This is a genomic window from Pseudomonas oligotrophica, from assembly GCF_021726475.1.
In the GTDB taxonomy this organism is placed as follows: Bacteria; Pseudomonadota; Gammaproteobacteria; order Pseudomonadales; family Pseudomonadaceae; genus Stutzerimonas; species Stutzerimonas oligotrophica.
On the sequence record NZ_JAKJRU010000002.1, the window covers coordinates 415,685 to 441,956 of the forward strand.

Annotated in this window: 25 protein-coding genes, 3 tRNA genes and 2 pseudogenes; 16 read left to right on the top strand and 14 right to left on the bottom strand. The window is 69.1% G+C overall.

The features are described from left to right. The first annotated feature begins 159 nt into the window (after positions 1-159). From L3N39_RS05825 to L3N39_RS05835, 3 genes are all read left to right on the top strand, one after another. Positions 160-235, top strand: a tRNA-Asn gene (locus L3N39_RS05825). A 9-nt stretch (positions 236-244) separates the two neighbouring features. After that, positions 245-321: transfer RNA gene (locus tag L3N39_RS05830), tRNA-Pro, on the top strand. 5 nt (positions 322-326) lie between these two features. Beyond that, positions 327-402 (top strand) — tRNA-Lys (locus L3N39_RS05835). 117 nt (positions 403-519) lie between these two features. Here the strand turns inward: L3N39_RS05835 and L3N39_RS05840 are convergent. The 3 genes from L3N39_RS05840 to L3N39_RS05850 form a co-directional block, all read right to left on the bottom strand. After that, positions 520-1,815, bottom strand: a complete 1,296-nt coding sequence (locus L3N39_RS05840) for an NAD(P)/FAD-dependent oxidoreductase (protein WP_237256334.1) — start codon at positions 1,813-1,815, stop codon at positions 520-522. 49 nt (positions 1,816-1,864) lie between these two features. Beyond that, positions 1,865-2,038, bottom strand: coding sequence for a DUF3094 family protein (locus L3N39_RS05845; RefSeq protein WP_237256335.1), 174 nt, complete (start codon positions 2,036-2,038; stop codon positions 1,865-1,867). An 80-nt stretch (positions 2,039-2,118) separates the two neighbouring features. Next, on the bottom strand, positions 2,119-4,353 hold the full coding sequence (locus L3N39_RS05850) for a DUF1631 domain-containing protein (protein WP_237256336.1): 2,235 nt from the start codon (positions 4,351-4,353) through the stop codon (positions 2,119-2,121). 371 nt (positions 4,354-4,724) lie between these two features. Here L3N39_RS05850 and nadC point away from each other — a divergent pair, with 371 nt between their 5' ends. Further along, the gene (gene nadC, locus L3N39_RS05855; RefSeq protein WP_237256337.1) at positions 4,725-5,573 is read left to right on the top strand and encodes a carboxylating nicotinate-nucleotide diphosphorylase; all 849 of its coding nucleotides are present in this window, start codon (positions 4,725-4,727) and stop codon (positions 5,571-5,573) included. A 57-nt stretch (positions 5,574-5,630) separates the two neighbouring features. On the opposite strand, the gene L3N39_RS05860 is transcribed toward nadC, so the two are convergent. After that, positions 5,631-6,062, bottom strand: a complete 432-nt coding sequence (locus L3N39_RS05860; protein ID WP_237256338.1) for a Z-ring associated ZapG family protein — start codon at positions 6,060-6,062, stop codon at positions 5,631-5,633. 130 nt (positions 6,063-6,192) lie between these two features. Here L3N39_RS05860 and L3N39_RS05865 point away from each other — a divergent pair, with 130 nt between their 5' ends. The 3 genes from L3N39_RS05865 to zapE all read left to right on the top strand — a co-directional run bounded on the left by L3N39_RS05865 (position 6,193) and on the right by zapE (position 9,524). Next, complete coding sequence (locus L3N39_RS05865) at positions 6,193-6,825, top strand: alpha/beta hydrolase (RefSeq protein ID WP_237256339.1); 633 nt, start codon at positions 6,193-6,195, stop codon at positions 6,823-6,825. Positions 6,826-6,882: 57 nt separating this feature from the next. After that, on the top strand, positions 6,883-8,244 hold the full coding sequence (locus L3N39_RS05870) for a tryptophan--tRNA ligase (protein WP_237256340.1): 1,362 nt from the start codon (positions 6,883-6,885) through the stop codon (positions 8,242-8,244). A gap of 185 nt (positions 8,245-8,429) precedes the next feature. Further along, positions 8,430-9,524, top strand: coding sequence for a cell division protein ZapE (zapE, locus tag L3N39_RS05875; protein ID WP_237256341.1), 1,095 nt, complete (start codon positions 8,430-8,432; stop codon positions 9,522-9,524). A 66-nt stretch (positions 9,525-9,590) separates the two neighbouring features. Here zapE and L3N39_RS05880 read toward each other — a convergent pair whose 3' ends face one another. After that, the gene (locus L3N39_RS05880; RefSeq protein ID WP_237256585.1) at positions 9,591-10,490 is read right to left on the bottom strand and encodes a GlxA family transcriptional regulator; all 900 of its coding nucleotides are present in this window, start codon (positions 10,488-10,490) and stop codon (positions 9,591-9,593) included. Positions 10,491-10,717: 227 nt separating this feature from the next. On the opposite strand from L3N39_RS05880, the gene nfi reads away from it, so the two are divergent. The 5 genes and pseudogenes from nfi (at position 10,718) to L3N39_RS18980 (ending at position 15,168) form a co-directional block, all read left to right on the top strand. After that, complete coding sequence (gene nfi, locus L3N39_RS05885; protein WP_237256342.1) at positions 10,718-11,437, top strand: deoxyribonuclease V; 720 nt, start codon at positions 10,718-10,720, stop codon at positions 11,435-11,437. A 72-nt stretch (positions 11,438-11,509) separates the two neighbouring features. Further along, positions 11,510-12,061: a 1,6-anhydro-N-acetylmuramyl-L-alanine amidase AmpD gene (gene ampD, locus L3N39_RS05890; protein ID WP_237256343.1), complete on the top strand. Its 552-nt coding sequence runs from the start codon at positions 11,510-11,512 to the stop codon at positions 12,059-12,061. Between the two features lie 24 nt (positions 12,062-12,085). Beyond that, positions 12,086-12,931, top strand: a complete 846-nt coding sequence (gene ampE, locus L3N39_RS05895) for a regulatory signaling modulator protein AmpE (RefSeq protein ID WP_237256344.1) — start codon at positions 12,086-12,088, stop codon at positions 12,929-12,931. Positions 12,932-14,106: 1,175 nt separating this feature from the next. Then, positions 14,107-14,313: pseudogene (locus tag L3N39_RS18975) on the top strand (HAMP domain-containing protein); the annotation flags it as partial. Between the two features lie 150 nt (positions 14,314-14,463). Then, positions 14,464-15,168, top strand: a complete 705-nt coding sequence (locus tag L3N39_RS18980; protein WP_431978009.1) for a methyl-accepting chemotaxis protein — start codon at positions 14,464-14,466, stop codon at positions 15,166-15,168. A gap of 9 nt (positions 15,169-15,177) precedes the next feature. Here L3N39_RS18980 and L3N39_RS05905 read toward each other — a convergent pair whose 3' ends face one another. Genes L3N39_RS05905 through ada form a run of 3 tightly spaced genes read right to left on the bottom strand, consistent with a single transcriptional unit; the run spans position 15,178 to position 17,305 of the window. Next, positions 15,178-15,957 carry a TatD family hydrolase gene (locus L3N39_RS05905; RefSeq protein ID WP_237256346.1) on the bottom strand — a complete coding sequence of 260 codons (780 nt, stop codon included), beginning with the start codon at positions 15,955-15,957 and terminating at the stop codon, positions 15,178-15,180. A gap of 17 nt (positions 15,958-15,974) precedes the next feature. Beyond that, positions 15,975-16,217: a hypothetical protein gene (locus tag L3N39_RS05910; protein ID WP_237256347.1), complete on the bottom strand. Its 243-nt coding sequence runs from the start codon at positions 16,215-16,217 to the stop codon at positions 15,975-15,977. Further along, a complete protein-coding gene (gene ada, locus L3N39_RS05915; RefSeq protein WP_237256348.1) occupies positions 16,214-17,305 on the bottom strand; it encodes a bifunctional DNA-binding transcriptional regulator/O6-methylguanine-DNA methyltransferase Ada in 1,092 nt (363 codons plus the stop codon). The genes L3N39_RS05910 and ada overlap by 4 nt, the downstream gene beginning before the upstream one ends. 160 nt (positions 17,306-17,465) lie before the next feature. On the opposite strand from ada, the gene L3N39_RS05920 reads away from it, so the two are divergent. After that, complete coding sequence (locus tag L3N39_RS05920) at positions 17,466-18,344, top strand: PA4780 family RIO1-like protein kinase (protein ID WP_237256349.1); 879 nt, start codon at positions 17,466-17,468, stop codon at positions 18,342-18,344. A gap of 6 nt (positions 18,345-18,350) precedes the next feature. Here L3N39_RS05920 and L3N39_RS05925 read toward each other — a convergent pair whose 3' ends face one another. Further along, complete coding sequence (locus L3N39_RS05925; protein WP_237256350.1) at positions 18,351-19,271, bottom strand: histone deacetylase family protein; 921 nt, start codon at positions 19,269-19,271, stop codon at positions 18,351-18,353. A gap of 157 nt (positions 19,272-19,428) precedes the next feature. Between L3N39_RS05925 and tesB the strand changes: the two genes are divergently transcribed. Both tesB and L3N39_RS05935 read left to right on the top strand, forming a co-directional pair. Further along, positions 19,429-20,298, top strand: coding sequence for an acyl-CoA thioesterase II (tesB, locus tag L3N39_RS05930; protein WP_237256351.1), 870 nt, complete (start codon positions 19,429-19,431; stop codon positions 20,296-20,298). Between the two features lie 32 nt (positions 20,299-20,330). Then, on the top strand, positions 20,331-20,885 hold the full coding sequence (locus tag L3N39_RS05935) for an HAD family hydrolase (protein ID WP_250646478.1): 555 nt from the start codon (positions 20,331-20,333) through the stop codon (positions 20,883-20,885). Positions 20,886-20,960: 75 nt separating this feature from the next. Here L3N39_RS05935 and ypfJ read toward each other — a convergent pair whose 3' ends face one another. Continuing rightward, positions 20,961-21,818: a KPN_02809 family neutral zinc metallopeptidase gene (ypfJ, locus tag L3N39_RS05940; RefSeq protein ID WP_237256353.1), complete on the bottom strand. Its 858-nt coding sequence runs from the start codon at positions 21,816-21,818 to the stop codon at positions 20,961-20,963. A gap of 69 nt (positions 21,819-21,887) precedes the next feature. Beyond that, a complete protein-coding gene (locus L3N39_RS05945) occupies positions 21,888-22,322 on the bottom strand; it encodes a DUF411 domain-containing protein (protein WP_237256354.1) in 435 nt (144 codons plus the stop codon). A gap of 162 nt (positions 22,323-22,484) precedes the next feature. Between L3N39_RS05945 and L3N39_RS05950 the strand changes: the two genes are divergently transcribed. Then, a complete protein-coding gene (locus L3N39_RS05950; protein ID WP_237256355.1) occupies positions 22,485-23,033 on the top strand; it encodes a DUF4345 family protein in 549 nt (182 codons plus the stop codon). Positions 23,034-23,065: 32 nt separating this feature from the next. Here the strand turns inward: L3N39_RS05950 and L3N39_RS05955 are convergent. The 3 genes and pseudogenes from L3N39_RS05955 to L3N39_RS05965 form a co-directional block, all read right to left on the bottom strand. Beyond that, a pseudogene (locus L3N39_RS05955) lies at positions 23,066-23,851 on the bottom strand (Crp/Fnr family transcriptional regulator); the annotation flags it as partial. After that, entirely contained in the window at positions 23,818-24,465 is a 648-nt protein-coding gene (gene narL, locus L3N39_RS05960) for a two-component system response regulator NarL (RefSeq protein WP_237256356.1), read from the bottom strand. The gene narL and the pseudogene L3N39_RS05955, both read right to left, overlap by 34 nt. After that, on the bottom strand, positions 24,462-26,264 hold the full coding sequence (locus tag L3N39_RS05965) for a HAMP domain-containing protein (RefSeq protein WP_237256587.1): 1,803 nt from the start codon (positions 26,262-26,264) through the stop codon (positions 24,462-24,464). The genes narL and L3N39_RS05965 overlap by 4 nt, the downstream gene beginning before the upstream one ends. Between the last annotated feature and the right edge of the window lie 8 nt (positions 26,265-26,272).

The window sequence follows — 26,272 nt, forward strand, 5'->3', positions numbered from 1 at the left end:
GCCGGCGCGGCTGCCTCGCAGGGCGGGGCGGCCGGTTCGCCCGGGATGAGGTAAATGGCTGAACTGAATCGAAGTTCAGGCTTGACAGGGCATCCGGGAACCGTAAAATGGCGCGCCTCTGAAGCGCGAACGTCGCGTCGATGAGTGGAATAGAGTCGTTCCGCGATAGCTCAGTCGGTAGAGCAAATGACTGTTAATCATTGGGTCCCTGGTTCGAGTCCAGGTCGCGGAGCCAAATTCCAGCCGGGGTATAGCGCAGTCCGGTAGCGCGCCTGCTTTGGGAGCAGGATGTCGGGAGTTCGAATCCCCCTACCCCGACCAATCATGGGTCGTTAGCTCAGTCGGTAGAGCAGTTGGCTTTTAACCAATTGGTCGTAGGTTCGAATCCTACACGACCCACCATACAAGCTTCCTCGGAAGCAAAGGAAACTGGAAGTGCCGCAAGGCCTTCCAGTTTTTTTATGCCTGCGATTTCATCCTGCCGCTGCCGGGCAGCCACCGGCAGCGGCGAAGGTGGTCTCAGTGCAGCTTCAGGCGCGGCTCGGTGCTGCGGCTGAGCTTGTCGCCGAGCATCATCAGGGCCGTGCGGGCCACGCCGTAGAGCGCGATCTGGTGCATGCGATACAGCGAGATGTAGAACATCCGCGCCAGCCAGCCCTCGAGCATCACGTTGCCGGTCAGGTTGCCCATCAGGTTGCCCACCGCGGAGAAGCGCGACAGCGAGATCAGCGAGCCGTAGTCGCGGTAGCGGTACTCCGGCAGCGGTTTGCCGGCCAGGCGCAGGGCTAGCGAGCGAGCCAGCAGCGAAGCCTGCTGGTGGGCCGCCTGGGCGCGCGGCGGCACGTTGCGGTCGCTGCCCGGCTGCGGACAGGCGGCGCAGTCGCCGAAGGCGAAGATGTCCGGGTCGCGGGTCGTCTGCAGGCTGGGCAATACCACCAGCTGGTTGATGCGGTTGCTCTCCAGGCCATCCAGCTCGCGCAGGAATGCCGGGGCCTGGATGCCGGCGGCCCAGACCTTGAGGCTGCATGGCACGAATTCGCCGCTGCGCGTATGCAGGCCGTGTGCCTCGACCTCGCTGACCGCGGCATTGGTCATCACCCTGACGCCCAGCTTGAGCAGCGTCTGGTGCACTGGCTGGCTGATGCGCTCGGGCAGTGCCGGCAGCACGCGCGGGCCGGCCTCGATCAGCGTGATCCGGACGTTCTCCGGGCTGATGCTGTCCAGGCCGTAGGCGGCCAGCTCGCGGGCCGCATGCAGCAGCTCCGCGGCCAGCTCCACGCCGGTCGCGCCGGCGCCGACGATGGCCATGTCGATCGCGCCTGGCGAGCGGTCGCCGGCATGGGCGCGCATGTAGTGGCCGAGCAACTGACGGTGAAAGCGCTCGGCCTGCTTGCGTGTATCGAGGAACAGGCAGTGCTTGGCGGCTCCGGGCGTGCCGAAGTCGTTGGTGGTGCTGCCGACGGCGATCACCAGGGTGTCGTACGGCAGGGTGCGGCTAGGAACCAGCTCCAGCCCGTGCTCGTCGGTGGTCGCCTCCAGGCGGATGGACTTGCCTGCGCGGTCCAGCGCGATCATGCGGCCCATCTGGAACTCGAAGTGGTTCCACTTCGCCTGGGCGACATAGTTGAGCTCGTCCGCCGAGGAGTTGAGCGAACCGGCGGCGACCTCGTGCAGCAGCGGTTTCCAGATGTGCGTGAGGTTGGCGTCAACCAGCGTGATGCGCGCCTGACCGCGTTTGCCCAGCGTGCGGCCCAGGCGGGTAGCCAGTTCGAGGCCGCCGGCGCCGCCGCCGACGATTACGATGCGATGTGTCATGGATTGGACTCATAGGCTTTGCAAGGATCCTGTTGGCCGTCTGGCGCGGCTAGTGAACGAGGCTGGCGAGCAGGCGGCTCAGCAGGCCCAGGCCGATGACCACGACAAGTACCAGGGCGAGCAGCAGGAGCGGGCGGAACGGCCGGCGCTGGACCTGGTGCTGGGGAGCGCGGAGATAATCGTCGACGCGCTGCTGGTCTTCGGGATTCAGGCGGCTCGGCATGAAGCACCTCGAACGGGAGTTCGGGGCATTCTAGCGACACATGGTCGCAGGGGGTAGGCCGGGCTCGACCGCACCGCCGGTCAGCTGTCCTTGAGGCGGCGCAGGTTGCCGATGACCGACTCCAGTGCCCGGTCGAACAGCAGGGTGTCGTTGAGCAGGCGGATCGCGCCGCGGCGGAATTCGAGGGCCAGGCCGGTACGGGTCTTCTCGAGGACCTTCATGCCGGTCCTGTTGACGAAGATGAACTTGCCGGTCGGCTTGATGATGGCCGCCAGTTTGCAGCGCAGCTTGTGTTCCTCGTCCTCCTGGAATTCCACCCAGCTGCCGACGCGCAGGTTGTCGACGCGCGCCAGGGCCTCGTCGTCGGCATCCAGGTTCGCCTGCTGCTCGGGTTCGCGGCTCTCGCCCGGCGCGAGCAGGACGATCTGCTCGACCACCTCGACCATGGCCGGGGTGGCGGGCGCGGCGGCCGCGGCCGGCAGTTCGGCCTGCGGGGGGCTGCCCGGCTGCTCGGCCTGCTGCATGGTGCGCAGGTGCAGCGCTTCGAGCTCGGTGAAGAAATGCCCCGTGGAGAAGGGATCGAATGCCGCACTGGTCAGGCCGTCGCGCAGTGCCTTGAGCAGGCCGGGCATCAGCTCGAGCATGCGCGCGCGGGACGTGGCATCCTCGTGCGGCGTGACGCTCCAGATCAGCTCGTCCATGGTGTCCAGCGCTGCCTGCCACTGCTCGGACTGGGTGCCGTGCTTCAGGCAGGTCAGCAGCAGTACCTTGCTCCAGGCCTCCTGCAGCAGGCGCACCACCACTTCGGGCAGCGTCTTGCCGAGCAGGCGCTCGTTGAGTGCGAATTCCACTTCCTGGCGGGCCAACTCGGCCTTGGCGCGACCCTCCTCGGCATCGCGGGTGCGCTGCTCGAGCAGTTCGCTGCGCCGGCGCTCGTCGCCGACGAAGGCGAGGAAGTCGGCGAGCAGTTCGGCGAAGATCAGCGGATCGTCGCTGAAGTCGCTCTGCAGGCGCGCCACCACCTGTTCGATCTTGTGGTACAGGCTGTCGCGCTGGGTTTCGTCCTGGTCGCCCCAGCCCATCGCGGCCGAGGCGATCTCGTTGAGCAGGCGCCGTGCCGGGTGGCTGCCGCGACTGAAGAAGGTCTTGTCGAGCACGGCCACCTTCAGCAGGGGGATCTGCAGGCGGCCGATCAGCGCCTTCAGCGAATCAGGCAGGTTGCGGTCGTCGAGGATGAAGTCGAACAGCATCGACACCAGGTTGATGACGTCCTCGTCCACCTGGCCGACGATGCGCGACTTGCCGGTCTTGGCGCTGACCCGCTCGAGCAGCTGGCCGAGCTGTTGCTGCATGTCGTAGTCGTCGAGCGACGCCGGGGCGCGGACCTGCAGGTGCGAGAGCAGGCGCAGCAGGTCGCCGGTGCTGATCGGCACGGCGTCGCGTGGCGTATTGCGTGCGGGCAGCGCGCTGCTGTCGCGCAGTTCGGCGAGCAGGTTCTGCAGGGCGGAAAAGGCCGCCTCCTGCAGGTCGTCATGGAGCGGGGCGTTGGCCTGGCTCGTGCTGCCGGTCGCTGCCGAGGTCGTTGCGGCCGGGCGCGACGGTTGTGTCCGGCGCGGCGCTGCGGATTGCAGTTCGGGCAGGATGCCGGCGGCGGACAGGGTCAGGTTGGCCTCGGCATAGAGGTTGTCGAGTTCGCTGAGCAGGTGTTTTTCGAACAGCTTGTAGATGATCAGCTTGACCCGGATGTTCACCCCAAGGTCGCTGCAGGCCTTGACGAAGCAGTCGCAGATGGCAAGCGGGCCGAGCGGATTGCTCTTGTCGTCGAGCTTGCTGCTGACCAGGGTATTCATGCGCGTGGTCAGGTGGCTGAGCGGCGTGGCGGCGCGCCCGATCACCTTGGCGACCATGGCGTCGATCGCGACGGTTTCCTCCAGCTCGTCGTTCTGCACCAGGCTGAGGCTGTCCCGCGAGACGTCCTCGAGTTGCGGCGGCTTGCCGATCTGGTACTGGTTCAGCGCAACGAAGGATTCGAACAGGTTCTGCAGGAAGGCGCGCTCGATGGTGCGGCGCTTCATGCGCAGGTCGCGCATGGCCTCGAAGAAAGCGTTCTGTTCGGCATTGCTGGCGGCGCGGTCGGCGATTTCGAAGAGCGAGTCGTCAGCGCTGTCGAAGAGGGCCTGCAGGCCCTGGCGCAGCTGCTGCGCTGCCTTGTCGCGCACGCTGATGATCGCCACCGGCAGCCGGGCGGCGGGCGAGGCCTGCCGGTGCTCGGGCGCGGCTTTGTTCAGGTGCACCACTTTGGCATCAGTTCGCATCGATTCTCCTGCGGCGCCGACCAGTTGGCGCAATGCTCTAGGTGTTCTGTTCGCAAAGGCAGCGGCAGGCCAGCGCTTTGCTAGCAATGCGCCACTATATTGGCGCTCAGCCGGTAAACCAGCGCAGCATACTCTCGCGGTGGCGTTTTACAACGGCGCCGACGGGGTAGATGTCGTTTTCATGGCGCCATGCTTTTGAATGCTGCGCAAGTATATGGCCGCGCCTCCCAATCGCTGGCGTCACGCCTGCACTGGACATGATGGACCTCACAAATGGCCGGTCGTTTTCCGCTGGACGGTAAAAAAGGCCGGCGCTGCACGGGGCAAGGCCAGCCCTTATACTTCGGCGCAACCCCTCTGGAGCGCTTTCCATGCCGAATCTGACCCTTGCCGACCTGACCGCAGAAATCGAGGCCAACGTGCGCCGCGCCCTGGCCGAGGACGTGGGCAGCGGCGACATCACCGCGCAGCTGATCCCGGCCGAGCGCCTGGCGCATGCAGCGGTCATCACCCGCGAGGCCGCAGTCATCGCCGGCACGGCCTGGGTCGACGCGGTGTTCCGCCGCCTGGATCCGCGGGTTGCGGTGCATTGGCAGGTGGCCGACGGCGAGCGGGTCCCGGCCGATCGCCTGCTCTTCACCCTCGAAGGGCCGGCCCGTTCGCTGCTGACCGGCGAGCGCACGGCGCTCAATTTCCTGCAGACGCTGTCCGGCGTCGCCACCCGTTGCCGGCACTACGCCGACCTGGTCGAGGGCACTGGCGTGCGCCTGCTCGATACCCGCAAGACGCTGCCGGGGCTGCGTCTGGCGCAGAAGTACGCGGTGACCTGCGGCGGCTGCGACAACCACCGGATCGGCCTCTACGACGCCTTCCTGATCAAGGAGAACCACATCGCCGCCTGCGGTGGTATCGCCGCCGCGGTCGAGGCGGCACGCCATATCGCGCCGGGCAAGCCGGTGGAGGTGGAGGTGGAAAGCCTGGACGAGCTGGAGCAGGCACTGGCCGCCGCTGCGGACATCGTCATGCTCGACGAGCTGAGCCTGGACGACATGCGCAGTGCCGTCGCCATGACGGCCGGGCGGGCGAAGCTGGAGGCGTCGGGCGGGATCAGTGACGACACCCTGCGGCGGGTGGCCGAGACCGGAGTGGACTACATCTCCATCGGCGCACTGACCAAGCATGTGCAGGCGGTGGATCTGTCGATGCGCTTGCAGCAGTAGGGCGGCGTTCGTCGCGAGGGTGGGCTGGACGGGGCAGGGTGCCCCGTCCGGGCGGGGTCAGTGGCGGCTCTTCAGGCCGAAGTTCTCGTTCAGCGTCCCGGGGGTGTCGTCGCCCTTGGGCGCGTAGTCCTTCGGCGGTTCGGTGAAGGCCGGGGAGCTCAGGCGTTCGCGGCTGCCGTGTTGCTCTTCGCTGTGCAGGGCGGCGAGCAGGCGCTGGCGGGTCTGTTCGTCGAGGGCCAGTCGATTGGCGCCGTCGGACAGGTGGTCCTGGATATCCTGGTAGCTGTTGGTCAGCTTGCGCAGCAGGCTGGCGGTGGTGTTGAAGTGCGTGACGACTTCGCTCTGGTAGGTGTCGAAGCGTTCCTGCAGGTCGTCGACCTGGCGCTGCGTGCGATTGGGCGCGGTGTTGCGCGCCACCAGAAAACCGATGGCGATGCCGACGATCAAGCCGACGATCGGGAGCAACCAGGTCGCGAGGGTCTGTTCCACGAGTCCTTCCTTCTATAAAAACGGCTGTGCTTACGTTAACGTCTCGTCCCTGCTCTGTATACCGCGAGGCATTCGGGGCAGCTGCTAAGCAAGACGAGTCGACTCGTCGCAAGGTCACGGAGTTCACCTTTTGTTGAAACGCGAAACCCCCATTGCCATCGACGGGCCCTGCGGCGTGCTCGAGGGGCTCTACCAGGACGAAGGCCAGGCCCAGGGGCTGGCGCTGATCTGCCATCCCAACCCGGTCAAGGGCGGCACCATGCTGAACAAGGTGGTCTCGACCCTGCAGCGCACCGCGCGCGATGCCGGATACAGCACGCTGCGCTTCAACTACCGCGGCGTCGGCGGCAGCGCCGGCAGCCACGACATGCAGCAGGGCGAGGTCGATGACGCCGAGGCGGCGCTGGACTGGCTGCTGGCGCAGCGCCCCGGGCTGCCGCTGGTGCTGCTCGGTTTCTCCTTTGGCGGCTTCGTCGCGGCCAGCCTGTTCGCCCGACTGCAGGCGCGCGGCATCGAGGTGCACAAGGTGTTCCTGGTGGCGCCGGCGGTATCGCGGCTGGAGGTTGCCGGCCTGCCCGCCGCTGGCCAGCTCGCCATCATCCAGCCCGAAGACGACGAGGTGATCGACCCGCAGACGGTCTATGCCTACTCGGCCGCGCTGGAGCGGCCCCACGAGCTGCTGAAAGTGGCAGAATGCGGCCACTTTTTCCACGGCAGGCTGGTCGAGCTGAAGGCGCTGGTCGCTCCGCGGCTGCAGGCCTGACGCGACGCCCGCCCGGGCCGCCTCGCGGCCGGGCTGCCCCGATCGAGATCGAACGCGATGAATACCCGAATCCTCACCGGCATCACCACCACCGGTACGCCCCACCTGGGCAACTACGCTGGCGCCATCCGCCCGGCCATCGTCGCCAGCCGCGACGCGGCGGCCGATTCCTTCTACTTCCTCGCCGACTACCATGCGCTGATCAAGTGCGATGACCCGCTGCGCATCCAGCGCTCGCGCCTGGAGATCGCCGCCACCTGGCTGGCCTGCGGGCTCGACGCCGAGCGGGTGACCTTCTACCGGCAGTCGGACATTCCCGAAATCCCCGAGCTGACCTGGCTGCTGACCTGCGTCACTGCCAAGGGCCTGCTCAATCGCGCGCATGCCTACAAGGCGTCGGTGGACAGGAACCTCGAGAGCGGCGAAGACCCGGATGCCGGCGTGACCATGGGCCTGTACAGCTACCCGGTGCTGATGGCGGCGGACATCCTGATGTTCAACGCGCACAAGGTGCCGGTGGGGCGCGACCAGATCCAGCACGTGGAAATGGCCCGTGACATCGCCCAGCGCTTCAACCACCTGTTCGGCCAGGGGCGCGAGCTGTTCACCTTGCCCGAGGCGGTGATCGAGGAAAGCGTCGCCACCCTGCCCGGGCTCGATGGACGCAAGATGTCCAAGAGCTACGACAACACCATCCCGCTGTTCGGCTCGGCCAGGCAGCTCAAGGATGCGGTGGCGCGCATCGTCACCGACTCGAAGCTGCCGGGCGAGGCCAAGGACCCGGACAGTTCTCACCTCTACACGCTCTATCAGGCCTTCGCCAGCGGAGAGCAGCTGGCTGCGTTCCGCGCCGAGCTGCTCGACGGCCTGGCCTGGGGGGAGGCCAAGCAGCGGCTGTTCCAGCTGCTCGACGCCGAGCTGGGCGAGGCGCGCGAGCGCTATGCGCAGCTGATCGCCAAGCCGGCGGAGCTGGAGGACATCCTCCAGGCCGGCGCCGCCAAGGCGCGCCGCATCGCCACGCCGTTCCTTGGCGAACTGCGCGAGGCGGTGGGCCTGCGCAGCTTCCGCAGCCAGGCCCAGGTGGTCGCACCGGCGAAGAAGAAGGCCAGCAAGGCCGCCCGTTTCGCCAGCTTCCGCGAGGCCGACGGCAGCTTCCGCTTCCGCTTCTTTGGCGCCGACGGCGAGGAGCTGCTGCTCTCGCGCCCGCTGAGCAACCCGCAGGCCATCGGCGTGCTGACCCAGCGGCTGATCGCCGGCGGCCCCGATGCGCTGGAGCTGCGCGAGGACGAAGGCACGCAGTTCACCCTCTGGCTGGACGACGAGTGCGTCGCCGACAGCCCGAGCTTCGCCGATCCGGACGCCCTGGATGCCGCCATGCTGCGTGTGCGCGAAGCCATCGCCACGCTCGTCCAGGACTGATCGCCGGGCGGGCGGCATCCGGCCGGCCCGCCCGCATCCCGCCGCCTGTCGCACCTGTGCCGCCGCGCGCGGTCGAAGCCAGCGTCAGGCCCAAGGAGGACAGAGGTTTGAACGATCTGAGTAAATTGCCAACCGCCGAGGGCGCGGCTAAAGTGTCGGCCCCGTTTTCCAACCCCGGCTCCGCCATGACTCCTCTTGAGCGCTATCAGGCTGACCTGAAACGTCCCGATTTCTTCCACGATGCCGCACAGGAAAATGCCGTGCGCCATCTGCAGCGGCTGTACGACGACCTGCTGGCCAGCGAGCGCAACAACAGCGGGCTGTTCGGCAAGCTGTTCGGCAAGAAATCCCAGGAGCCGGTCAAGGGGCTGTATTTCTGGGGCGGCGTGGGGCGCGGCAAGACCTACCTGGTCGACACTTTCTACGACGCGCTGCCGTTCAAGCAGAAGATGCGCACGCACTTCCACCGCTTCATGAAGCGCGTGCACGAGGAGATGAAGACCCTCAAGGGCGAGAAGAACCCGCTGACCATCATCGGCAAGCGCTTCGCCGACGAGGCACGGGTGATCTGCTTCGACGAGTTCTTCGTCTCCGACATCACCGACGCGATGATCCTCGCCACCCTGCTCGAAGAGCTGTTCAAGAACGGCGTGAGCCTGGTGGCGACCTCCAATATCGTCCCCGACGGCCTGTACAAGGACGGCCTGCAGCGGGCGCGCTTCCTGCCGGCCATCGAACTGCTGAAGAAGCACACCGAGGTGGTCAACGTCGACAGCGGCATCGACTACCGCCTGCGTGCCCTGGAGCAGGCCGAGCTCTACCACTTCCCGCTCGATGCCGAGGCCGAGCTGAGCCTGGAAAAGAGCTTCAAGAGCCTGCTCACCGAGAACTGCAAGGTGCTCGAGGACGAGGCGCTGATGATCGAGAACCGCGAGATCCGCGCGCGCAAGGTCGCCAACGATGTCGCCTGGTTCGAGTTCCGCTCCCTCTGCGACGGGCCGCGCAGCCAGAACGACTACATCGAGCTGGGCAAGATCTTCGAGGCGGTGCTGGTCTCCAACATCGAGCAGATGAACGTCGCCAAGGACGACATGGCGCGGCGCTTCATCAACCTGGTCGACGAGTTCTACGACCGCAACGTCAAGCTGATCCTCTCCGCCGAGGTCGAGCTGAAGGACCTCTACGCCGGCGGCCGCCTGGAGTTCGAATTCCAGCGCACCCTGAGCCGCCTGCTGGAAATGCAGTCGCACGAATACCTCTCGCGCCCGCACAAGCCCTAGGGAAACCCCGCAAGCGGCAAGCCCTGGCCGAGATGCCGAGGCTTGCCGGTCCCCTGCCTGACGCGGCTAGCCGCTCTTGTGCCGGTACTGCTGCCGATACTGGTTGGGTGACAGCTCGGTGTGCTGGCGGAACAACCGGGCGAAGAAGCTCGCGTCGTCGTAGCCCACCTCGTAGCTGATCGTCTTGATGCTCTTGCGCGTGGTCGAGAGCAGGTTCTTGGCCGTCTCGATGCGCAGGCGCTGCAGGTAGTGCAGCGGCTTGTCGCCGGTGGCGGCCTGGAAGCGGCGCATGAAGTTGCGGATGCTCATGCCATGGTCGCGGGCGACGTCCTCGAAGCGGAATTTCTCGGCGAAATGCTCTTCCAGCCATTCCTGGATCTGCAGCACGCGGGTATCCAGGTGCAGCTTCTGCCCGCCGAAGCCGAGCCGCCCGGGGCTGTAGCTGCGCTGGACCTCGAACAGCACGTCGCGGGCCATGCCCTGGGCGACGTTGGCGCCGCAGAAGCGCTCGATCAGGTGCATGTACAGGTCGCAGGAGGAGGTCGTGCCGCCGGCGCAGTAGAGGTTGTCGCTGTCGGTCAGGTGCTTGCCGCTGGCCAGCTGAACGCGCGGGAAGCGCTCGCTGAATTCGCGGGCGAAGCGCCAGTGCGTGGTCGCCTCGCGGTTGTCCAGCAGGCCGGCATGGGCCATCCAGAAGGCGCCGGTGGCTTCGCCGCAGATGGCGCTGCCGGCGGCATGCTGCTGGCGCAGCCAGGGCACCACCTGCCGATAGCGCGTCGACAGGGCGTCGAAATTCGCCCAGAACGCCGGCAGGATCACCGCATCGGTCGGCTGCAGCGCCCCGTCGACGGCGATGCTGGTGCCGCTGAAGCTGCTGACCGGCTCGCCGTCGGGGCTCACCAGGCGGGTTTCGAAGGCCGGTTGCAGGGGCTGGCCCAGTTGCCTGGCCAGGCGCAGGCTGGCCATGTGGAAGAAATCCTTGGCCTGCATGAGGGTCGAAGCGAAGACCCCCTCGGTAGCCAGGATGCTGACGCTACGCAGCGAATGAGCGTTGGACATGGTCGTTATTCTGATTGTTGTGTTGGCCATGGCAGGGTGAAACTGCCGAGTTGCGGCGGGAGCGTCCTATTTTTCCGTCGCGCTGTCCAGAGGCCAGCGCCACCGATTGCCCTCGAACCCGGGAGACGATGCACATGACCGCCAAGCCTTCGCCCTATCCGGCCAGCCCCTTCGGCGACTGGGACGGCAGCCCGGCCGCCGCCCGCGAACTGCAGAAGCAGCTCGCCGCCCAGGTGCGACTGGTCGACGATTTTCCCCGGCCGCTGCGGCTGGTCGCCGGCGTCGACGTCGGCTTCGAGGAGGGCGGCGCCATCACCCGGGCGGCGGTGGTGCTGCTCGCCGCGGACAGCCTGGAGGTCGTTGCCCAGAGCCTGGCGCGCATCCCGACCTCGATGCCCTACGTGCCCGGGCTGCTGTCGTTCCGCGAGCTGCCGGCGCTGCTGCAGGCCCTCGCCGCGCTGCCCGAGGTGCCCGACCTGATCTTTTCCGATGGCCATGGCATCGCCCACCCGCGCCGGCTGGGCATCGCCGCGCACCTGGGCGTGGTCACCGGGCTGCCGACCATCGGCGTGGCGAAGAAGATCCTCTGTGGCGAGCACGAGCCGCTGGGCGAGCAGCGCGGCGACCGCGTGCCGCTGCGCGACCGTGCGGGCGAGGTCATCGGCAGCGTGCTGCGCAGCAAGGAGCGGGTGCGCCCGCTGATCATCTCGCCGGGCAACCGTGTCAGCCTGGACAGCGCGCCGGAGCTGGTGATGCGCTACGTCACCCGCTACCGCCTGCCGGAGCCGACGCGCCTGGCCGACCGCCTGGCCTCGCGGCGCGAGGAGAAGGCCGCCGCGCGCAGGTCCGGCTGAGGCGGCCGCGGGCTTGCAGGCGCAGCGGCGCTGGGGCTAGCCTGCGCGCTGAGCAACCCGAGGACCGCCCCCATGCAGTTGGACCGCGCGACCGGCTGGTGCCGGGGCATCCGCCATTGCCCGTCGCCGAACTTCAACCCGCGCCCCGACGGCGAGATATCCCTGCTGGTGATCCACAACATCAGCCTGCCGCCGGGCTGCTTCGGCACCGGCAAGGTGCAGGAATTCTTCGCCAACCGGCTGGACTGCAGCGAGCATCCGTTCTTCGGCGAGATCGCCGGGCTCACGGTCTCGGCGCATTTCCTCATCGAGCGCGACGGCGCCATCACCCAGTTCGTCTCCTGCCTGGACCGCGCCTGGCATGCCGGTGTCTCGTGCTTCGCGGGGCGCGAGGGCTGCAACGATTTCTCCATCGGCATCGAGCTGGAGGGCACCGACGAGCAACCCTACAGCGAAGCGCAGTACGCTGCGCTGATCGAGCTGTGCCGCCTGCTGCAGCAGGCCTATCCGGCGATCACCCCCGAGCGTGTCTGCGGGCACAGCGACATCGCCCCCGGGCGCAAGACCGATCCGGGGCCGGCGTTCGACTGGCTGCGCCTGCGCGCGGCGGCGATCACCTGCTGACCCACACCTGAAAAGGACCTGCCGATGAGTTTCCTGGTCATGCTGCTGGCGCTGCTGGTGGAAAAGTTCTCCGACTGGCGGGTGCGCATCCAGCAGGACGGCCCCTGGCTGGCCCAGCTGCGCCGCGCCGAGGGCAACCCGCGCCTGACGGGTGCGCCCTGGCTGGTGCTGCTGGCGCTGGTGGTGCTGCCGGCCTTGCTGCTCGGGCTGCTGCTGATGGCCTTGCAGCCGCTGGCCTACGGCTGGCTGGTGTTGCCGCTGCATCTGCTGGTGTTGCTCTATGCGCTGGGGCGCGGCCATGCCAAGCGCGAGCTGGGCCCGCTGCGCGATGCCTGGCGGCGCAACGACCTGGAGGCCGCCGCGCTGGTGGCCGAGCGCGACCTAGGGCTGACGGCCGACGAGCCGGCGGCGCTGGCCCGGGCGATCGAGGCGCAGCTGCTGTGGCGCGGCTACCAGGACTTCTTCGCGGTGATCTTCTGGTACCTGCTGCTCGGCCCCGTGCTGGCCCTGGCCTACCGCCTGCTCGCCCTGGTCGAACAGCACGCCGGTGATGCCGCGCTACGCGAGCGTGCCAGCCAGTTGCGCCATGGCCTCGACTGGCTGCCGGTGCGCCTGCTGGCGGCCAGCTTCGCCCTGGTGGGCAACTTCACCGCGGTGAGCCGCGTGCTGCTGCACGAGCTGCTGAACTGGGATATCCCCGCGCGCCGGCTGCTGGCCGAGGTCGGTCCGCAGGCCGCCGACCTGCGTGGCGAGATCGAGCCGCGCGAGGTGGTCGCCCGACTGGATACGCTGGCCGAGCTGCTGATCCGCGCGCGGGTGCTCTGGTACGCCGCCGCCGCGCTCTGGGTGCTCCTGCCCTGGGCTGAATAGGCTGCATCGCCGCCGTCGATGGGCGCTCTGGCGCGGGCCTGCGGCGGCGAGCGGGCAGATCGGCCAAGCAGTAGCCATCATCTGGCCATTACCTTAAGTTACAAAGCCCCTTCCCGATATCCCGTATAAGTCGGCTCGTTCCCCTGACGAACCCTGCTGCGGCCGCGCGCTGCAAGCACATACCAATAAGATTTGGGAGACGTCGCGTGAAAGGCCTCTTGTATCCCGCCGTGGCATTCATGAACCGCCTGAGCTTCGGCATGAAGTTCAGCCTCGTCAGCCTGCTGTTCTTCATCCCCATGGCGCTGACCAACTTCTACCTGGTCCGCGACTCCTACCGCGAATTCGTCGGCACCCGCACCGAACTGCACGGCCTCGAGCCGCTCGGTGCGGCGCTGCGCCTGCGCCGCGACCTCGAGGACTGGCACGACCTGGTGCAGATCGAGGCGATCATCGGCCAGGCCGGCAACCAGCCGGCCCTGAGCCAGCGCCTGAAGGCGGTCGAGGGCCGGCTGCTCGATGCCTTGCAGCAGTTGCAGCCGGTCAGCGGCGATGCGCAGCAGGTGGCCGAGTTCGACAGCCGGCGCGACCAGCTCCGCCAGGCGCTTGCCGAGGCCGAAGCCGAGCCGTCGCTGCAGTCGAAGGCAGCCATGGCCGGCAGCGTGCTGGGCAATTCCCAGGTGCTGATCAAGCTGATCGCCAGCCAGTCGGGGCTCAGCCAGGATGCCGAGCGCGAGGTCCGGCTACTCGCCGAGCTGCTGACCGGCGTCACCCCGGCGATCACCTCGGCGCTCGGCAAGGGGCGCGCAGTCGGTGCCTACACCTTCGGCCAGGGCTACCTGGATTCGGCCGCCAGCAACCTGCTCGACGGCCTGGTGCTGGAGCTGGAGAAGCTCCAAGCGCAGTACCGCACCCAGCTGCAGGATGCCGTCGACGGCAGCGCCATGGCGCGCAGCCGCCTCGGCGAGCTGGCCGCACAGAGCAACGAATCGCTGGACATCGCCAGCCAGGTCATCCAGGACGAGGTGATCATGGCCGACACGCTGGACCGGCCGTGGGATGCCTTCTACGAACGCATCAGCGCGGAAATGGCGAAGACCTACCAGCTCAACGACGGCGTGCTCGCCGTGCTCGACCAGCGCCTGCAGGAACGCCTGGCCGACAAGCGCCTGCTGATGGGCCTGCTGCTGGCGGCGCTGCTGGTGGTGTTCGTGCTCGTCGCCTACCTCTACGGCGCCTTCTACGTCTCCACCCGTGCCTCGCTCAACGCCCTCGGGCAGATCATGGACCAGGTCGCCGACGGCGACATGACCGTGCGCTACCAGGTGGTCAGCCGCGACGAGCTGGGCGAGCTGGGCCAGGTCTTCAATGCGACCGTGGCACGGATCCGCGAGCTGATCGAGCGCGTCGGCCACACCGTGCGCGAGGTCGAGCGCCAGGCCGGTGCGGTCGAGCAGGTCTCGGGGCAGAGCAACCTGACCGTCGGCGAGCAGCGCGCGCAGATCGAGCAGGTCGCCACCGCGATGAACGAGATGGCCGCCACCGCCCAGGCCGTGGCGACCAGCGCCGAGGCCGCGGTGGGCAGTGCGCAAGGCGTCAACGAGGAAACCGTCAGCGGGCGCGCGCTGGTGGTCGCCCAGGTCGGCGGCATCCAGCGGCTGGCTGCGGAAATCGACGAGTCGGTGAAGGTCATCAACCGCCTGGCCGACGACAGCGGCGCGATCAGCAAGGTGCTCGACGTGATCAAGGGCATCGCCGAGCAGACCAACCTGCTGGCGCTCAATGCGGCGATCGAGGCGGCCCGCGCCGGCGAGCAGGGCCGCGGTTTCGCGGTGGTCGCCGACGAGGTGCGCAGCCTGGCGCGGCGTACCCAGCAGTCCACCGAGGAAATCGAGCAGATGATCGCCCGCCTGCAATCGGGCGTCGGCGCGGCGGTCAGGACCATGCATGCCAGCCACGCCCTGGCCGACGACACGGTCAGCCAGTCGGCGCAAGTCGAGCAGGCGCTGGAGAACATCCTCGGCGCGGTCGGCCTGATCGTCGACCAGAACCAGCAGATTGCCGCCGCCGCCGAGCAGCAGACGGCGGTGACCCACGACATCGACCGCAACATCGTGTCGATCAACGAGGCCGGCCAGCGCACCGCCGAAGGCGCCGGCCAGACCGAACAGGCCAGCCGCGAGATGAGCCTGCTGGTCGGCCAGCTGCGCGAACTGATCGCGGCGTTCCGGGTGTAGCCGGCGGCGTCAGCTCCAGCCGAACAGCTCGCAGCTGTTGCGATAGCTGGCCTCGGCCAGGTCCTCGGCACGGATGCCGCGCAGCTCGGCCAGGCGGTGGCAGATGTCGGGAAGGTATTCCGGGCTGTTGCGCGCGCCCGGGTGCATGGCCGGGGCGATGTCCGGGGCGTCGGTTTCCAGCACGATGCCGTCGAGCGGCAGCTGCTGCAGCACACGGTGCATGCGGCGTGCCTGCGGCCAGGTGCCGGCGCCGCCGAGGCCGAGCCTGAAGCCGAGCCTGAGGTACTCGCGGGCCTCTTCCCAGCTGCCGCTGAAGGCATGCACGACGCCACCACGGCGCAGCCGGTGGCGCTTGAGCGTGGCGATCATCGCCGCGTGGGCGCGACGCACGTGCAGCAGCACCGGCAGCTCGAAGTCGGCGGCCAGCTGCAGCTGGCGCTCGAGGATGAGCTGCTGGCGTGCGTGGTCCGGCTGGTCGATGTAGTAGTCCAGGCCGATCTCGCCGACAGCGCAGAGCTTCGCCTCGCCGCGCAGGCGTTGCAGCCAGTCGCCCAGCGCCGCCAGGTGCTCGTCGCGGTGCTGGCGCAGGAACACCGGGTGCAAGCCGAGCGCGGCGTAGACGGCGGGCTGCTCGCTGGCCAGCTGCCAGACACGCTGCCAGTTCTGCGCATGCACGCCGAGCACGACGATGCGCTCGACGCCAGCCGCCTGGCTGCGCGCCAGCACCTGCTGGCGATCGGCATCGAAATCCTCGAAGTCGAGGTGGGTATGGGTGTCGATCAGTCGCACGGCATCTCCGATGGCGCTCAGCGGCCTTGCTCTTCGATCTGGATATCGCTCACCCCGAGCTCCTGCAGGCGGCTGTGCTCGCTGGGCACCTCGGGGTTCTCCCAGGGCGCGTCCACCGCCGCGCGGGGTTCGCGGACATGGTGCAGGAGGATCTCCAGCTCGACCTGGGCCAGGCTCGGTTCCTCGAAGGCGCTCATCAGCAGCGACGCCGGTTCGCCGTTGATGCGGTAGTGGATGCGATAGCGCTTGAGTTCGGTCACGGGGCCTCCGGCGTCGTGGTGGGGTTTCCCATGGGACCACGCCCGGCGGCCGAGTCTCCCGAGGCGGCGGATTCGCCGGCCAGCAGCGCGGCCTTGCGTTCCAGCCCCCAGCGATAGCCGGTCAGCGCCTGGCCGGCGCCGACCACCCGGTGGCAGGGCACCAGCAGGCCGACCGGGTTGCTGGCGCAGGCGCGGGCCACGGCGCGGGCGTGGCTGCCGAGTTCGCCGGCCAGCTCGGCATAGCGCCGTGTCTGCCCCGGCGGGATCGCCTGCAGCGCCTGCCAGACGCGGCGCTGGAAGGCGCTGCCGCGCAGGTCCAGCGGCAACTGCGCGGCGCGGGCCGGTTCCTCCAGCTGGCCGACCACCGCCTGCAGCCAGTCGCCCAGGCCGGCCTGGTCACGTTCGAGCAGGGCGCCGGCGAAGCGTTGCTCGAGCTCGGCCTGCAGCCCGCTTTCGCTGTCGCCGAACAGCAGGGCGCAGATGCCCTGTTCGCTCGCGGCGATCAGCAGCAGTCCCAGCGGGCAGGCGGTGATCGCGTAGCGCAGCCGTTCGCCGCTGGCGCGCCGCCGGCGCTGCGCCGGGCTCAGCGGCTGTTTCGCCTGGTACAGCGCGCGGGTGCCGCCGTAGCCGGCGCTCAGTGCGGCGTCGAGCACGCTGCTGGCCTCGGGCAGGGCGGCCTGCAGGCGCTCGCGGCGCCGGGCTTCGGCCCAGGTGCGCGGGGTCAGCCCGGTGCGGGCCTTGAAGGCGCGGGCCAGGTGCGAGGGCGACAGGCCGATGCGCGCCGCCAGCTGCGCCAGGGTCGGCGCCCGTTCGGCCGTCTCCAGCAGCCGGCAGGCGGCGGTGACCAGTTCGTCCAGCTGGCGTGCCGGGCTGGGCCCGCCCGGGTTGCAGCGGCGGCAGGCGCGAAAGCCGGCGGCCTCGGCCTGCTCGGCACTGGCGAAGAAGCGCACGCGGTCGCGCCGTGGACGACGGGCCGGGCAATCCGGCCGGCAATAGATGCCGGTCGACTGCACGGCGAAGACGAATTGCCCGTCCTGCGTCGCGTCGCGGTCGCAGACGGCCTGCCAGCAGCGGTCGGCATCGAGCATGGCGGCGCACTCCAAGATGAGGTGGGGGCGATTGTCGATCCGTGCGCCAGTGCTTGCCAATCCGCATCGGACTTTCAAAGCGGGCGCCGGGCATGGTAGCCGTCCGGCGATTGCCGTAACCTGCGGCCGCCCATGTCTGCCAGAGGAGCCCGCCCTCGCGATGAAAACCCCCAAGCGACTCGAACCGCTGATCGAGGACGGCCTGATCGACGAGGTCGTGCGGCCGCTGATGAGCGGCAAGGAGGCCTCGGTCTACGTGGTGCGCTGCGGCGAGGCGCTGCGCTGTGCCAAGGTCTACAAGGAGGCCGACAAGCGCGGCTTCCGCCAGGCCGCCAAGTACCAGGAGGGCCGCAAGGTGCGCAACAGCCGCGATGCCCGGGCCATGGCCAAGGGCTCGAAGTACGGCAAGCGCGAGCGCGAGGAGACCTGGCAGAACGCCGAGGTCGCCGCCCTCTACCGCCTGGCCGCGGCCGGCGTGCGGGTGCCGCAGCCCTACGACTTCCTCGACGGCGTGCTGCTGATGGAGATGATCGTCGGTGACGACGGCGATGCCGCCCCGCGGCTGAACGACGTCGACCTGCACCCGGACGACGCCCGCGAGTTCCATGCCTTCATGATCGGCGAGATCGTCAAGATGCTCTGCGCCGGGCTGGTGCACGGCGACCTGTCGGCGTTCAACGTGCTGCTCGACGGCCAGGGCCCGGTGATCATCGACCTGCCGCAGGCGGTGGATGCCGCGGGCAACAACCATGCGTTCGAGATGCTCGAGCGCGACGTCGGCAACATGGCCGCCTACTTCGGCCAGTTCGCCCCGGAGTTGCGCTTCACCCGCTACGCCAAGGAGATGTGGGCGCTCTACGAGGAGGGCCGGCTGACGCCGCAGACCTCGCTCACCGGCGAGTTCGCCGAGCCCGAGGATGCCGCCGACCTGGACGCGGTGATGCGCGAGATCAAGGCCGCGCTCGCCGAGCAGGCGCGTCGCGAAGCCCTGCGCGAGGAGCGCGACGACGAGCCGCCGCCACCGCCCTGGCTGAGCTGAGCGGGTTCAACGCAGCCCGTAGCGCTGCCAGGCACGGGCTGCGGCGAAGTGCAGCTGGGCGTGGCGGCGGGCGAGCAGGGCGCGGTCCTTGTCGTAGCCGCCGCCGATCAGCCCGACCACCGGGATGTCGCGCCCCAGGCAGTGCTCGATGACCCGTGCGTCCCGCGCCGCCAGGCCGGCGTCGCTGAGCGCGAGCAGGCCGAGGGCGTCGTCGCGGTGCACGTCGACGCCGGCGTCGTAGAGCACCAGGTCCGGCTGGTAGAGCGGCAGCAGGTAGCCGAGGGTGTCGTCGACCACCTTCAGGTAGTCCGCGTCGCCGAGGCCGGGCGCCAGCGGGATGTCCCAGTCGCTCTCGGCCTTGCGCGCCGGGAAGTTCTTCTCGCAGTGCAGCGAGACGGTCACCGCGTCGGGCACCCCGGCGAGGATGCGTGCGGTGCCGTCGCCCTGGTGCACGTCGCAGTCGAAGATCAGCACGCGCCCGACCCGGCCGCTTTCCAGCAAGGAGAGGGCGATCACCGCCAGGTCGTTGAAGATGCAGAAGCCCGAGGCATGGTCGCGATGGGCATGATGGGTGCCGCCGGCCAGGTGGCAGGCCAGGCCGTGCTGCAGCGCCTGCTCGGCGGCCAGCAATGAACCGCCGACCGCGCGCACCGTGCGCCGGGCCAGCGCCGGGCTCCACGGCAGGCCGAGGCGGCGCAGCTCGGCGTGGCCCATCTCGCCGTTGCAGTAGCGGTCGACATAGGCGCGCTCGTGGGCGAGGGCGAGCACCTCGCGCGGGCACAGCCCGGGCCGCAGCAGCGCATCGTCGCGGGTCAGGCCGCTGTCGACCAGGTGGTCGCGCAGCAGGCGGAACTTCTCCATGGGAAAGCGGTGCCCCGGCGGCAGCGGCGGGCTGTAGTCGTCGTGGTAGATCAGCGGCAGGGGCATGGCGGGGTCCGGCGGATTTGGCGCGAGTATGCCGGCCGCGCGGTGGCACGCTCAAGCGGCGCGCAGGCGGCACGATCGCCGGCGTTCGCCGCCGTGCTGGAGCCCCGGGCTGCGAATCCGTACCATGGCGGCCTGCCTCGTGCCCAAGGAAAACACCATGACCCAGACCCTCGACACCCTGGTCAACCTGCTCTCGCTGGAGCGCATCGAAGAGAACCTGTTTCGCGGCGCCAGCCAGGATCTGGGCTTTCCGCAGCTGTTCGGCGGCCAGGTGCTCGGCCAGGTGATCTCGGCGGCGAGCCAGACGGTGGAGACCACCCGTCACGTGCACTCGCTGCACGGCTACTTCCTGCGCCCGGGCGACTCCCACGAGCCGGTGGTCTACGACGTCGATCGCGTGCGCGACGGGCGCAGCTTCACCACCCGCCGGGTCAGCGCGATCCAGAAGGGCCACATCATCTTCACCGGGATCGCCTCGTTCCAGGCCGAGGAGAACGGCTACGAGCACCAGTTGCCAATGCCGGAGGTGGCCGGCCCCGAGGACCTGGCCAGCGAATGGGAACTGCTGCACAAGCTCGCGCCGCTGGTGCCCGAGCGGGTCATGGAGAAGCTGCGCCGGCCCAAGCCGATCGAGATCCGCCCGGTGACCCTGCAGGACCCGACCAACCCGCAGCCACTCGAGCCGGTCCGCCACCTGTGGTTCCGCGCCGACGGCACGCTGCCGAGCAGCCCGGCGCTGCACAAGTACCTGCTGGCCTATGCGTCGGACTTCAGCTTCATCGGCACCGCGCTGCAGCCCCACGGCGTGAGTTCCTGGAGCAAGTTCATCCAGCTGGCCAGCCTGGACCACGCCATCTGGTTCCACCGCGAGGTGAAGATGGACGACTGGCTGCTGTACTCGATCGACAGCCCCTGGGCCGGCAACGCCCGCGGCTTCGTGCGCGGCAGCATCTTCAACCGCGCCGGCGAGCTGGTCGCCTCGGTGGCCCAGGAAGGGCTGATCCGCGCCCGCGAGGACTGGATGTGACGCTCGCCGCGCTGCGCCACTGGGTGTTCGACATGGACGGCACCCTGACCATCGCCGTGCATGACTTCGCCGCGATCCGCCGCGCGCTGGACATCCCGCCGGACGACGACATCCTCCATCACCTGGCCGCGCTGCCGGCCGAGCAGGCGGCGCCCAAGCGCGCCTGGCTGCTCGAGCACGAACGCGAGCTGGCCTACGCCGCACGGCCGGCCGAAGGCGCCCGCGAACTGCTGCATGCGCTGCGTGCGCGCGGCTGCCGGCTCGGCGTGCTCACGCGCAATGCCCACGAGCTGGCGCTGGTGACGTTGCAGGCGGTCGGCCTCGGCGACTGCTTCCGGCCGCAGGACATCCTCGGTCGCGACGAGGCGCCGCCCAAGCCGCATCCGGGCGGGTTGCTCAAGCTGGCCGAATGCTGGGGCGTGGCGCCGGCCGAGATGGTGATGGTCGGCGACTACCGCTTCGACCTCGAGTGCGCCCGGGCCGCCGGCGCCCGCGGCGTGCTGGTCAACCTGCCGGACAATCCCTGGCCGGAGCTGACCGAACTGCATGCGCGCGATTGCGCCGAGCTGCTGGCCCGGCTGGGTTGAGCCGGGCGCGCCGCCAGGATGATCGCCGGGGCTGGCTGCGCTCGGGCACCCATGGGCTGTCGCCTGCCTGGCGCGTCATAGCCGCGCGGCCTTGAAGGTGTCGCAGCGCCCCGGCTCGCCGCTGTCGAAGCCGATGCGGAACCAGCGCACCCGCTGCGCCGAGCTGCCGTGGGTGAAGGCGTCGGGCACCACGCGGCCCTGGCTCTGCTGCTGCAGGCGGTCGTCGCCGATGGCGCTGGCGGCGTTCAGCGCCTCTTCCAGGTCGCCTTCCTCCAGCCAGTCGTGGCGTTGCTGGGCATGGTGCGCCCAGACCCCGGCCAGGCAATCGGCCTGCAGCTCCTGGCGCACCAGTAGGCCGTTGTCGCCCTCCAGCCGTGCGCCGCGCTGGCGGGCCTGCTGGATCTGCTGGGAGACGCCGAGCAGGGTCTGCACGTGGTGGCCGACCTCGTGGGCGATCACGTAGGCCTGGGCGAAGTCGCCGGCGGCGGAGAAGCGCCGCGCCATCTCGTCGAAGAACTGCAGGTCCAGGTAGACCTGCTGGTCGCCCGGGCAGTAGAAGGGGCCGACCGCCGAGCTGGCGAAGCCGCAGGCCGAGTTCACCCCGCCGCGGAACAGCACCAGCGTCGGGTCGCGGTACTGCGCGCCGCCCTGCTGGAACAGCGCGCGCCAGGTGTCCTCGGTGTCGCCGAGGATGGCGCGGACGAAATCCACCTGCGGGTCGGCGCTGTCGGCCGGTGTCGTGCGCTCGCTGACCGTCGGGCCTGCCTGGCCGCCCAGCTGGTCGAGCAGTTGCAGCGGGTCCTGCCCGGTGAGCAGGCCGAGCACCACGACGATGACGATGCCGCCCAGGCCCAGTCCGCCGCCCAGGCGCATGCCGCTGCGCCCGCGGGCATCCACCACGTTGTCGCTGCGACGCGCACGATTCCAGCGCATGGGCTCGGTCCTCCGCTGTGCCTGTCAGCCATCAGACCGGCGCGACAGCGGATCGGTGCCGCCAGCCGGTCAGTTGCCAGGATAGTCGGCCAGCACCCGGTCGGCGCCGTCCTTGGCCACGCCGATCACCTGATAGGCGTCCTGGCGCGAACCCATCTCCATGCCCGGCGAGCCGACCGGCATGCCGGGGACTGCGGCGCCGAGCAGGTCCGTTTGGGCGCGCAGCTTGAGGATGTCCGCGGCCGGCACGTGGCCCTCGACGAACTTGCCGTCGATCACCGCGGTATGGCACGAGGCCAGGCGCGCCGGCACGCCGTTGGCGATCTTCACCGCGGTCATGTCCGGCTCGACGTGGTCCCTGACCTGGAAGCCGTTGTCCTCCAGGTGCTCGATCCAGGCCTTGCAGCAGCCGCAGTTGGCGTCGCGGTGGACATCGATGGCGATCGGCTCGGCGGCCTGGGCGAGGCTGGCGAAGAGGGTGGTGGCGAGCAGCAGACGACGCATGGGGACCTCCTTTGAGTGGGCGCAGGATAGCGCTGCAGGGCGCGCGGGCCACAGCGCCAATATGTTGAGGGAAATGACAGCGCACGCCGCACGGATCGAACCAAGCGACCGACGGGCGGTCCGATGCCGACCGGGAATCAGGTCTCTGCAGGAGCGTTTTCGATGCGTTTTGCCCGTTTCGTGCTGGTGGCCCAGGCACTGTTCATGCTGGCGTTCAGCCTGGCGTACTGGCTGCGTCCCTACGAGATGGCCAACCTGAACGGCATGCTGCTGATGGAGTCGGCCTCCATCAGCCACATGCGCGTCTACTACGGTGGGCTGCAGCTGGGCCTGGCGCTGTTCCTGCTGTGGGCGCTGCGCGCACCGGAGCGCATGCGCGGCGCGCTGGTGATGCTGGTGTGCATGATGTCCGCGCTGGTGCTTGGCCGGCTGCTGTCGCTGCTGCTCGATGGCGGCGAGCTGGGCGGCTTCGACCTCGCTGCGCTGGTCTACCGCCTGCTCGCCGTGTTGCTCGCTGCGCTGGCCTACTGGCTGCTGCGCGAGCCCGAGGAGCCCGAGCCGGTGCCGATTCCGCCGCCCACCCGGCGGCTGGAGGACACCCCGCCGCAGCCGTTCCGCCTCGGCGAGGGGCCACGGCCCTTCGAGGCGGACGGTGACTCCGCAGATCCGGCACGCGACGCCGCCGAGCGGCGTGGCGACGTGCAGCCCTGATTCGCCGCGTCGTGGACGAAGGCGGCGAGGGCGGCGGTATCGAGGATCTCGATCTGCTGCTTCTCGACGCGGATCAGCCCGGCCTCCGACAGCCGGTGCAGGATGCGTGACAGGGTTTCCGGCTGGATGCCCAGCTTCGAGGCGATCAGCCGCTTGGGCACATCCAGCTCGACCACGCCGCCGGCGCCCAGCTGGCGCCGCATGAGATAGCGCGCCACGCGGTGATGCGCGTTGGACGAGGCCAGGTTGTCGATATCCTCCAGGCGCTGGTTGAGACGCTGGCTGAGCCGTGCCAGCAGCGCTGGATACAGCTGCGGATGGCTGGCGAGCAGGGCGCGGTAGCTGGCGTTGTGGACCCGGATCACCAGCGAGTCGCGCAGCGCGCTGGCGCTGAGCAGGTGCTGCGGGTGCTCGTGGTAGAGCAGCGTCTCGCCGACCACGCCGCCGGGGCGGACGATACCCTGCACGTGCTCCTGGCCGTCGGCGCCGTGGCGATGCAGCTTGAGCTGGCCGCTGACGAGGATGAAGAAGTGGCCGGCCGGATCGCCCTGGTGGTAGAGCGGGGTGCCGGCGGCCAGGCGCCGGCTGCAGGATGCCTGCCCCAGCGCGCCGGTGGCCGACTCCGGAAGGCCCCGGAACAACGGATGGCGACGGAGCGCCAAGAGATGGGCTGATTGGCGGAACATGGCGACCTCCTTGCGAAGATCGTAGGAAAATCGCCTGTGATCGGTCACTTTGCCCGAAGCGATAGCCGGGCTACCCCCTTGGAGGCAGCCCGAAGGGCTCAGCCGCGCATGCGCTCGTGCTCCAGCGCCCATACCGCGGCCTCGACGCGCGAGCGCAGGCCGAGCTTGTGCAGCAGGTTCTTCACGTGGACCTTCACCGTGCCCTCGGTGATGCCCAGCTTGCGGCCGATCATCTTGTTGCTGTTGCCGCCGGCGATCATCTTCAGCACCTGGCGCTCGCGCTCGGTCAGCTCGACGTCGGCGGCCGCCGGCTGGCCGACGCGCAGGGCCTGGGCCATGACCCGCGCCAGCGCCGGGCTGACCACCAGGTCGCCGTGCATCACCTCGCGGATCTGGTCGATCAGCTTCTCCGGCTCCATGTCCTTGAGCAGGTAGCCGTCGGCGCCGTGGCGCAGGGCGTCGCGCACGTCCTCCTCGGCGTCGGACACGGTGAACAGCAGCACCTTGCCCTCGTAGCCCTGCTGGCGCAGGCGCTTGAGCGTCTCGATGCCGTTGAGCGCCGGCATGTTGTTGTCCAGCAGGATCAGATCAGGCGCCAGGTCGGGCACGCAGCGCAGCGCCTCCTCGCCGTTGCTCGCCTCGCCGACGATCAGCAGGTCGTCCTCGAGTTCGAGCAGCTGGCGCATGCCGCGGCGCATCATCGGATGGTCGTCGACCAGCAGGATGCTGTGACGTGTGTCGTTCATGCGATCTGTCCCTTGGGTTGATTGCCGAGAAAGCCCGGCTTGAATTTCAGGTGGACGCGGGTGCCGCGCGGTTCGCGCGAGGTGACGCTGAGCTGGCCCTGCAACTGGCGCGCACGCTCCTGCATGATGGTGGTGCCGTGGTGCTGGCGCTGGTCGTAGTCGCCAGACAGCCCGCAGCCATCGTCCTCGATCAACAGCTCCAGGGCGTCGCCGGCCTGGCGCAGGGTGACCCAGACCTGGTCGGCCCCGGAGTGGCGGGCGCAGTTGGACAGCGCCTCGCGGGCGATCTGCAGCAGGTGGATCTGCTCGTTGGCCATCAGGTCGAAGGCCAGCGGTTGCAGGCTCAGTTGCACCGGGAACTGGCCGCGCTCGGAGAACTCGCGCACGGTGTCCTGCAGCGCCTTGTCCAGGCCGCCCTCCTGGATCTTCAGGCGGAAGGTGGTGAGCAGCTCGCGCAGCTGGCGGTAGGCGTTGTTCAGCCCGTCGCGGATCTCTTCGGCGACCTTCTCCAGGGTCTGCGGCGACTCGCCGCGGTTGATCAGTGTCTGCAGGCGGGTCACCTGCAGCTTCATGTAGGACAGCGCCTGGGCCAGCGAGTCGTGCAGCTCGCGGGCGATGATGGCGCGCTCCTCGAACAGCAGCAGGCGGTGGTCCTGCTCGCGCCGGCGCTCCAGCGACAGCGCGGTGCCGATCAGGTTGGCCAGTGCCTCGATCAGCTCGATCTCCCACTGCTCCGGCGCGCGGCCGTTGACGAAGCCGGCGCGCAGCTCGCCGAGCTCGCTGCCCTGGTTGACCACCGGGCAGGCGATCAGCCGGTTGCTGCCGTGCATGGTGCAGGTCTGGCAGTCGCTGGGCGAGCAGATCTGTCGCAGGTCGCTGCCCTGCAGGGCGATCAGCTGGGCGGCCGGTTCCTGCGGGTCACCGTGCAGGCAGAGCGTCAGGCGCAGGCCCGGCAGGCGGTTCTGGAAGCTGTCGATCAGCTTGTCCAGCGAGTCGGCGGTGGCCGGGTCGGTGGCGATGCGCCGGCTGCTCTGGTAGAGCAGCTGCAGCGCGGCGTTGGCCTGCGCCAGATGCGCGGTCTTGCGCGCGACGTGGGCCTCGAGGCTGTGGTGCGACTCCTGCAGTGCATCGGCCATGGCGTTGAAGCTCTGCGCCATGTGGCCGAACTCGTCGTCGGCGCGGTAGCGCACCCGCGCGCTGAGGTCGCCGGCACGAAAGCGCTCGGTGGCGCTGACCAGCTCCTGCAGCGGATTGAGCACGCTGCTCTGCAGGCTGTACATGCCGATCATCAGCACGATCACGGTGACGAACAGCGCGGTGCCCTGGATCGCCTGCTGCCAGCTCTGCTTGCGCTCGCTCTGGCGCTGCAGCAGCAGCACGAAGTGGTCGAGCTGGTTGACGAAGTCGTCGGCGTTCTGCTGGAAGCTGCGCGCGTCGCCATCCTCCAGCGCCGGCAGCAGCTGGTTGCGCCAGCGCTCGCGCAGCTCCTCGTAGACGCGATTCAGCGGTGCCGAGGGATCGCTGCGCAGGATGCGCGTGAGGTTCACGCTCTCCAGGCGGTGCTGGAAGTTGCTGCCCAGGGTCTGGATGTCCTCGGCCGAGGCCTGCGCCTCGAGCTTCCAGGCCAGGCGGTAGGTCGCCATGCGCAGCGAGCCGGCGGTGTTGATCGCCGCGGCGTCGTCCTCGCTGAGCCAGGCGATCATGCCGGCGCTGACCGCGCTGCCGAGCGCCAGGGCGGCGATGAGCATGACGGCCAGGCCGGCGCGAACCGGCAGCGAGCCCCTTATCCATTGAACCAGCCGCACGC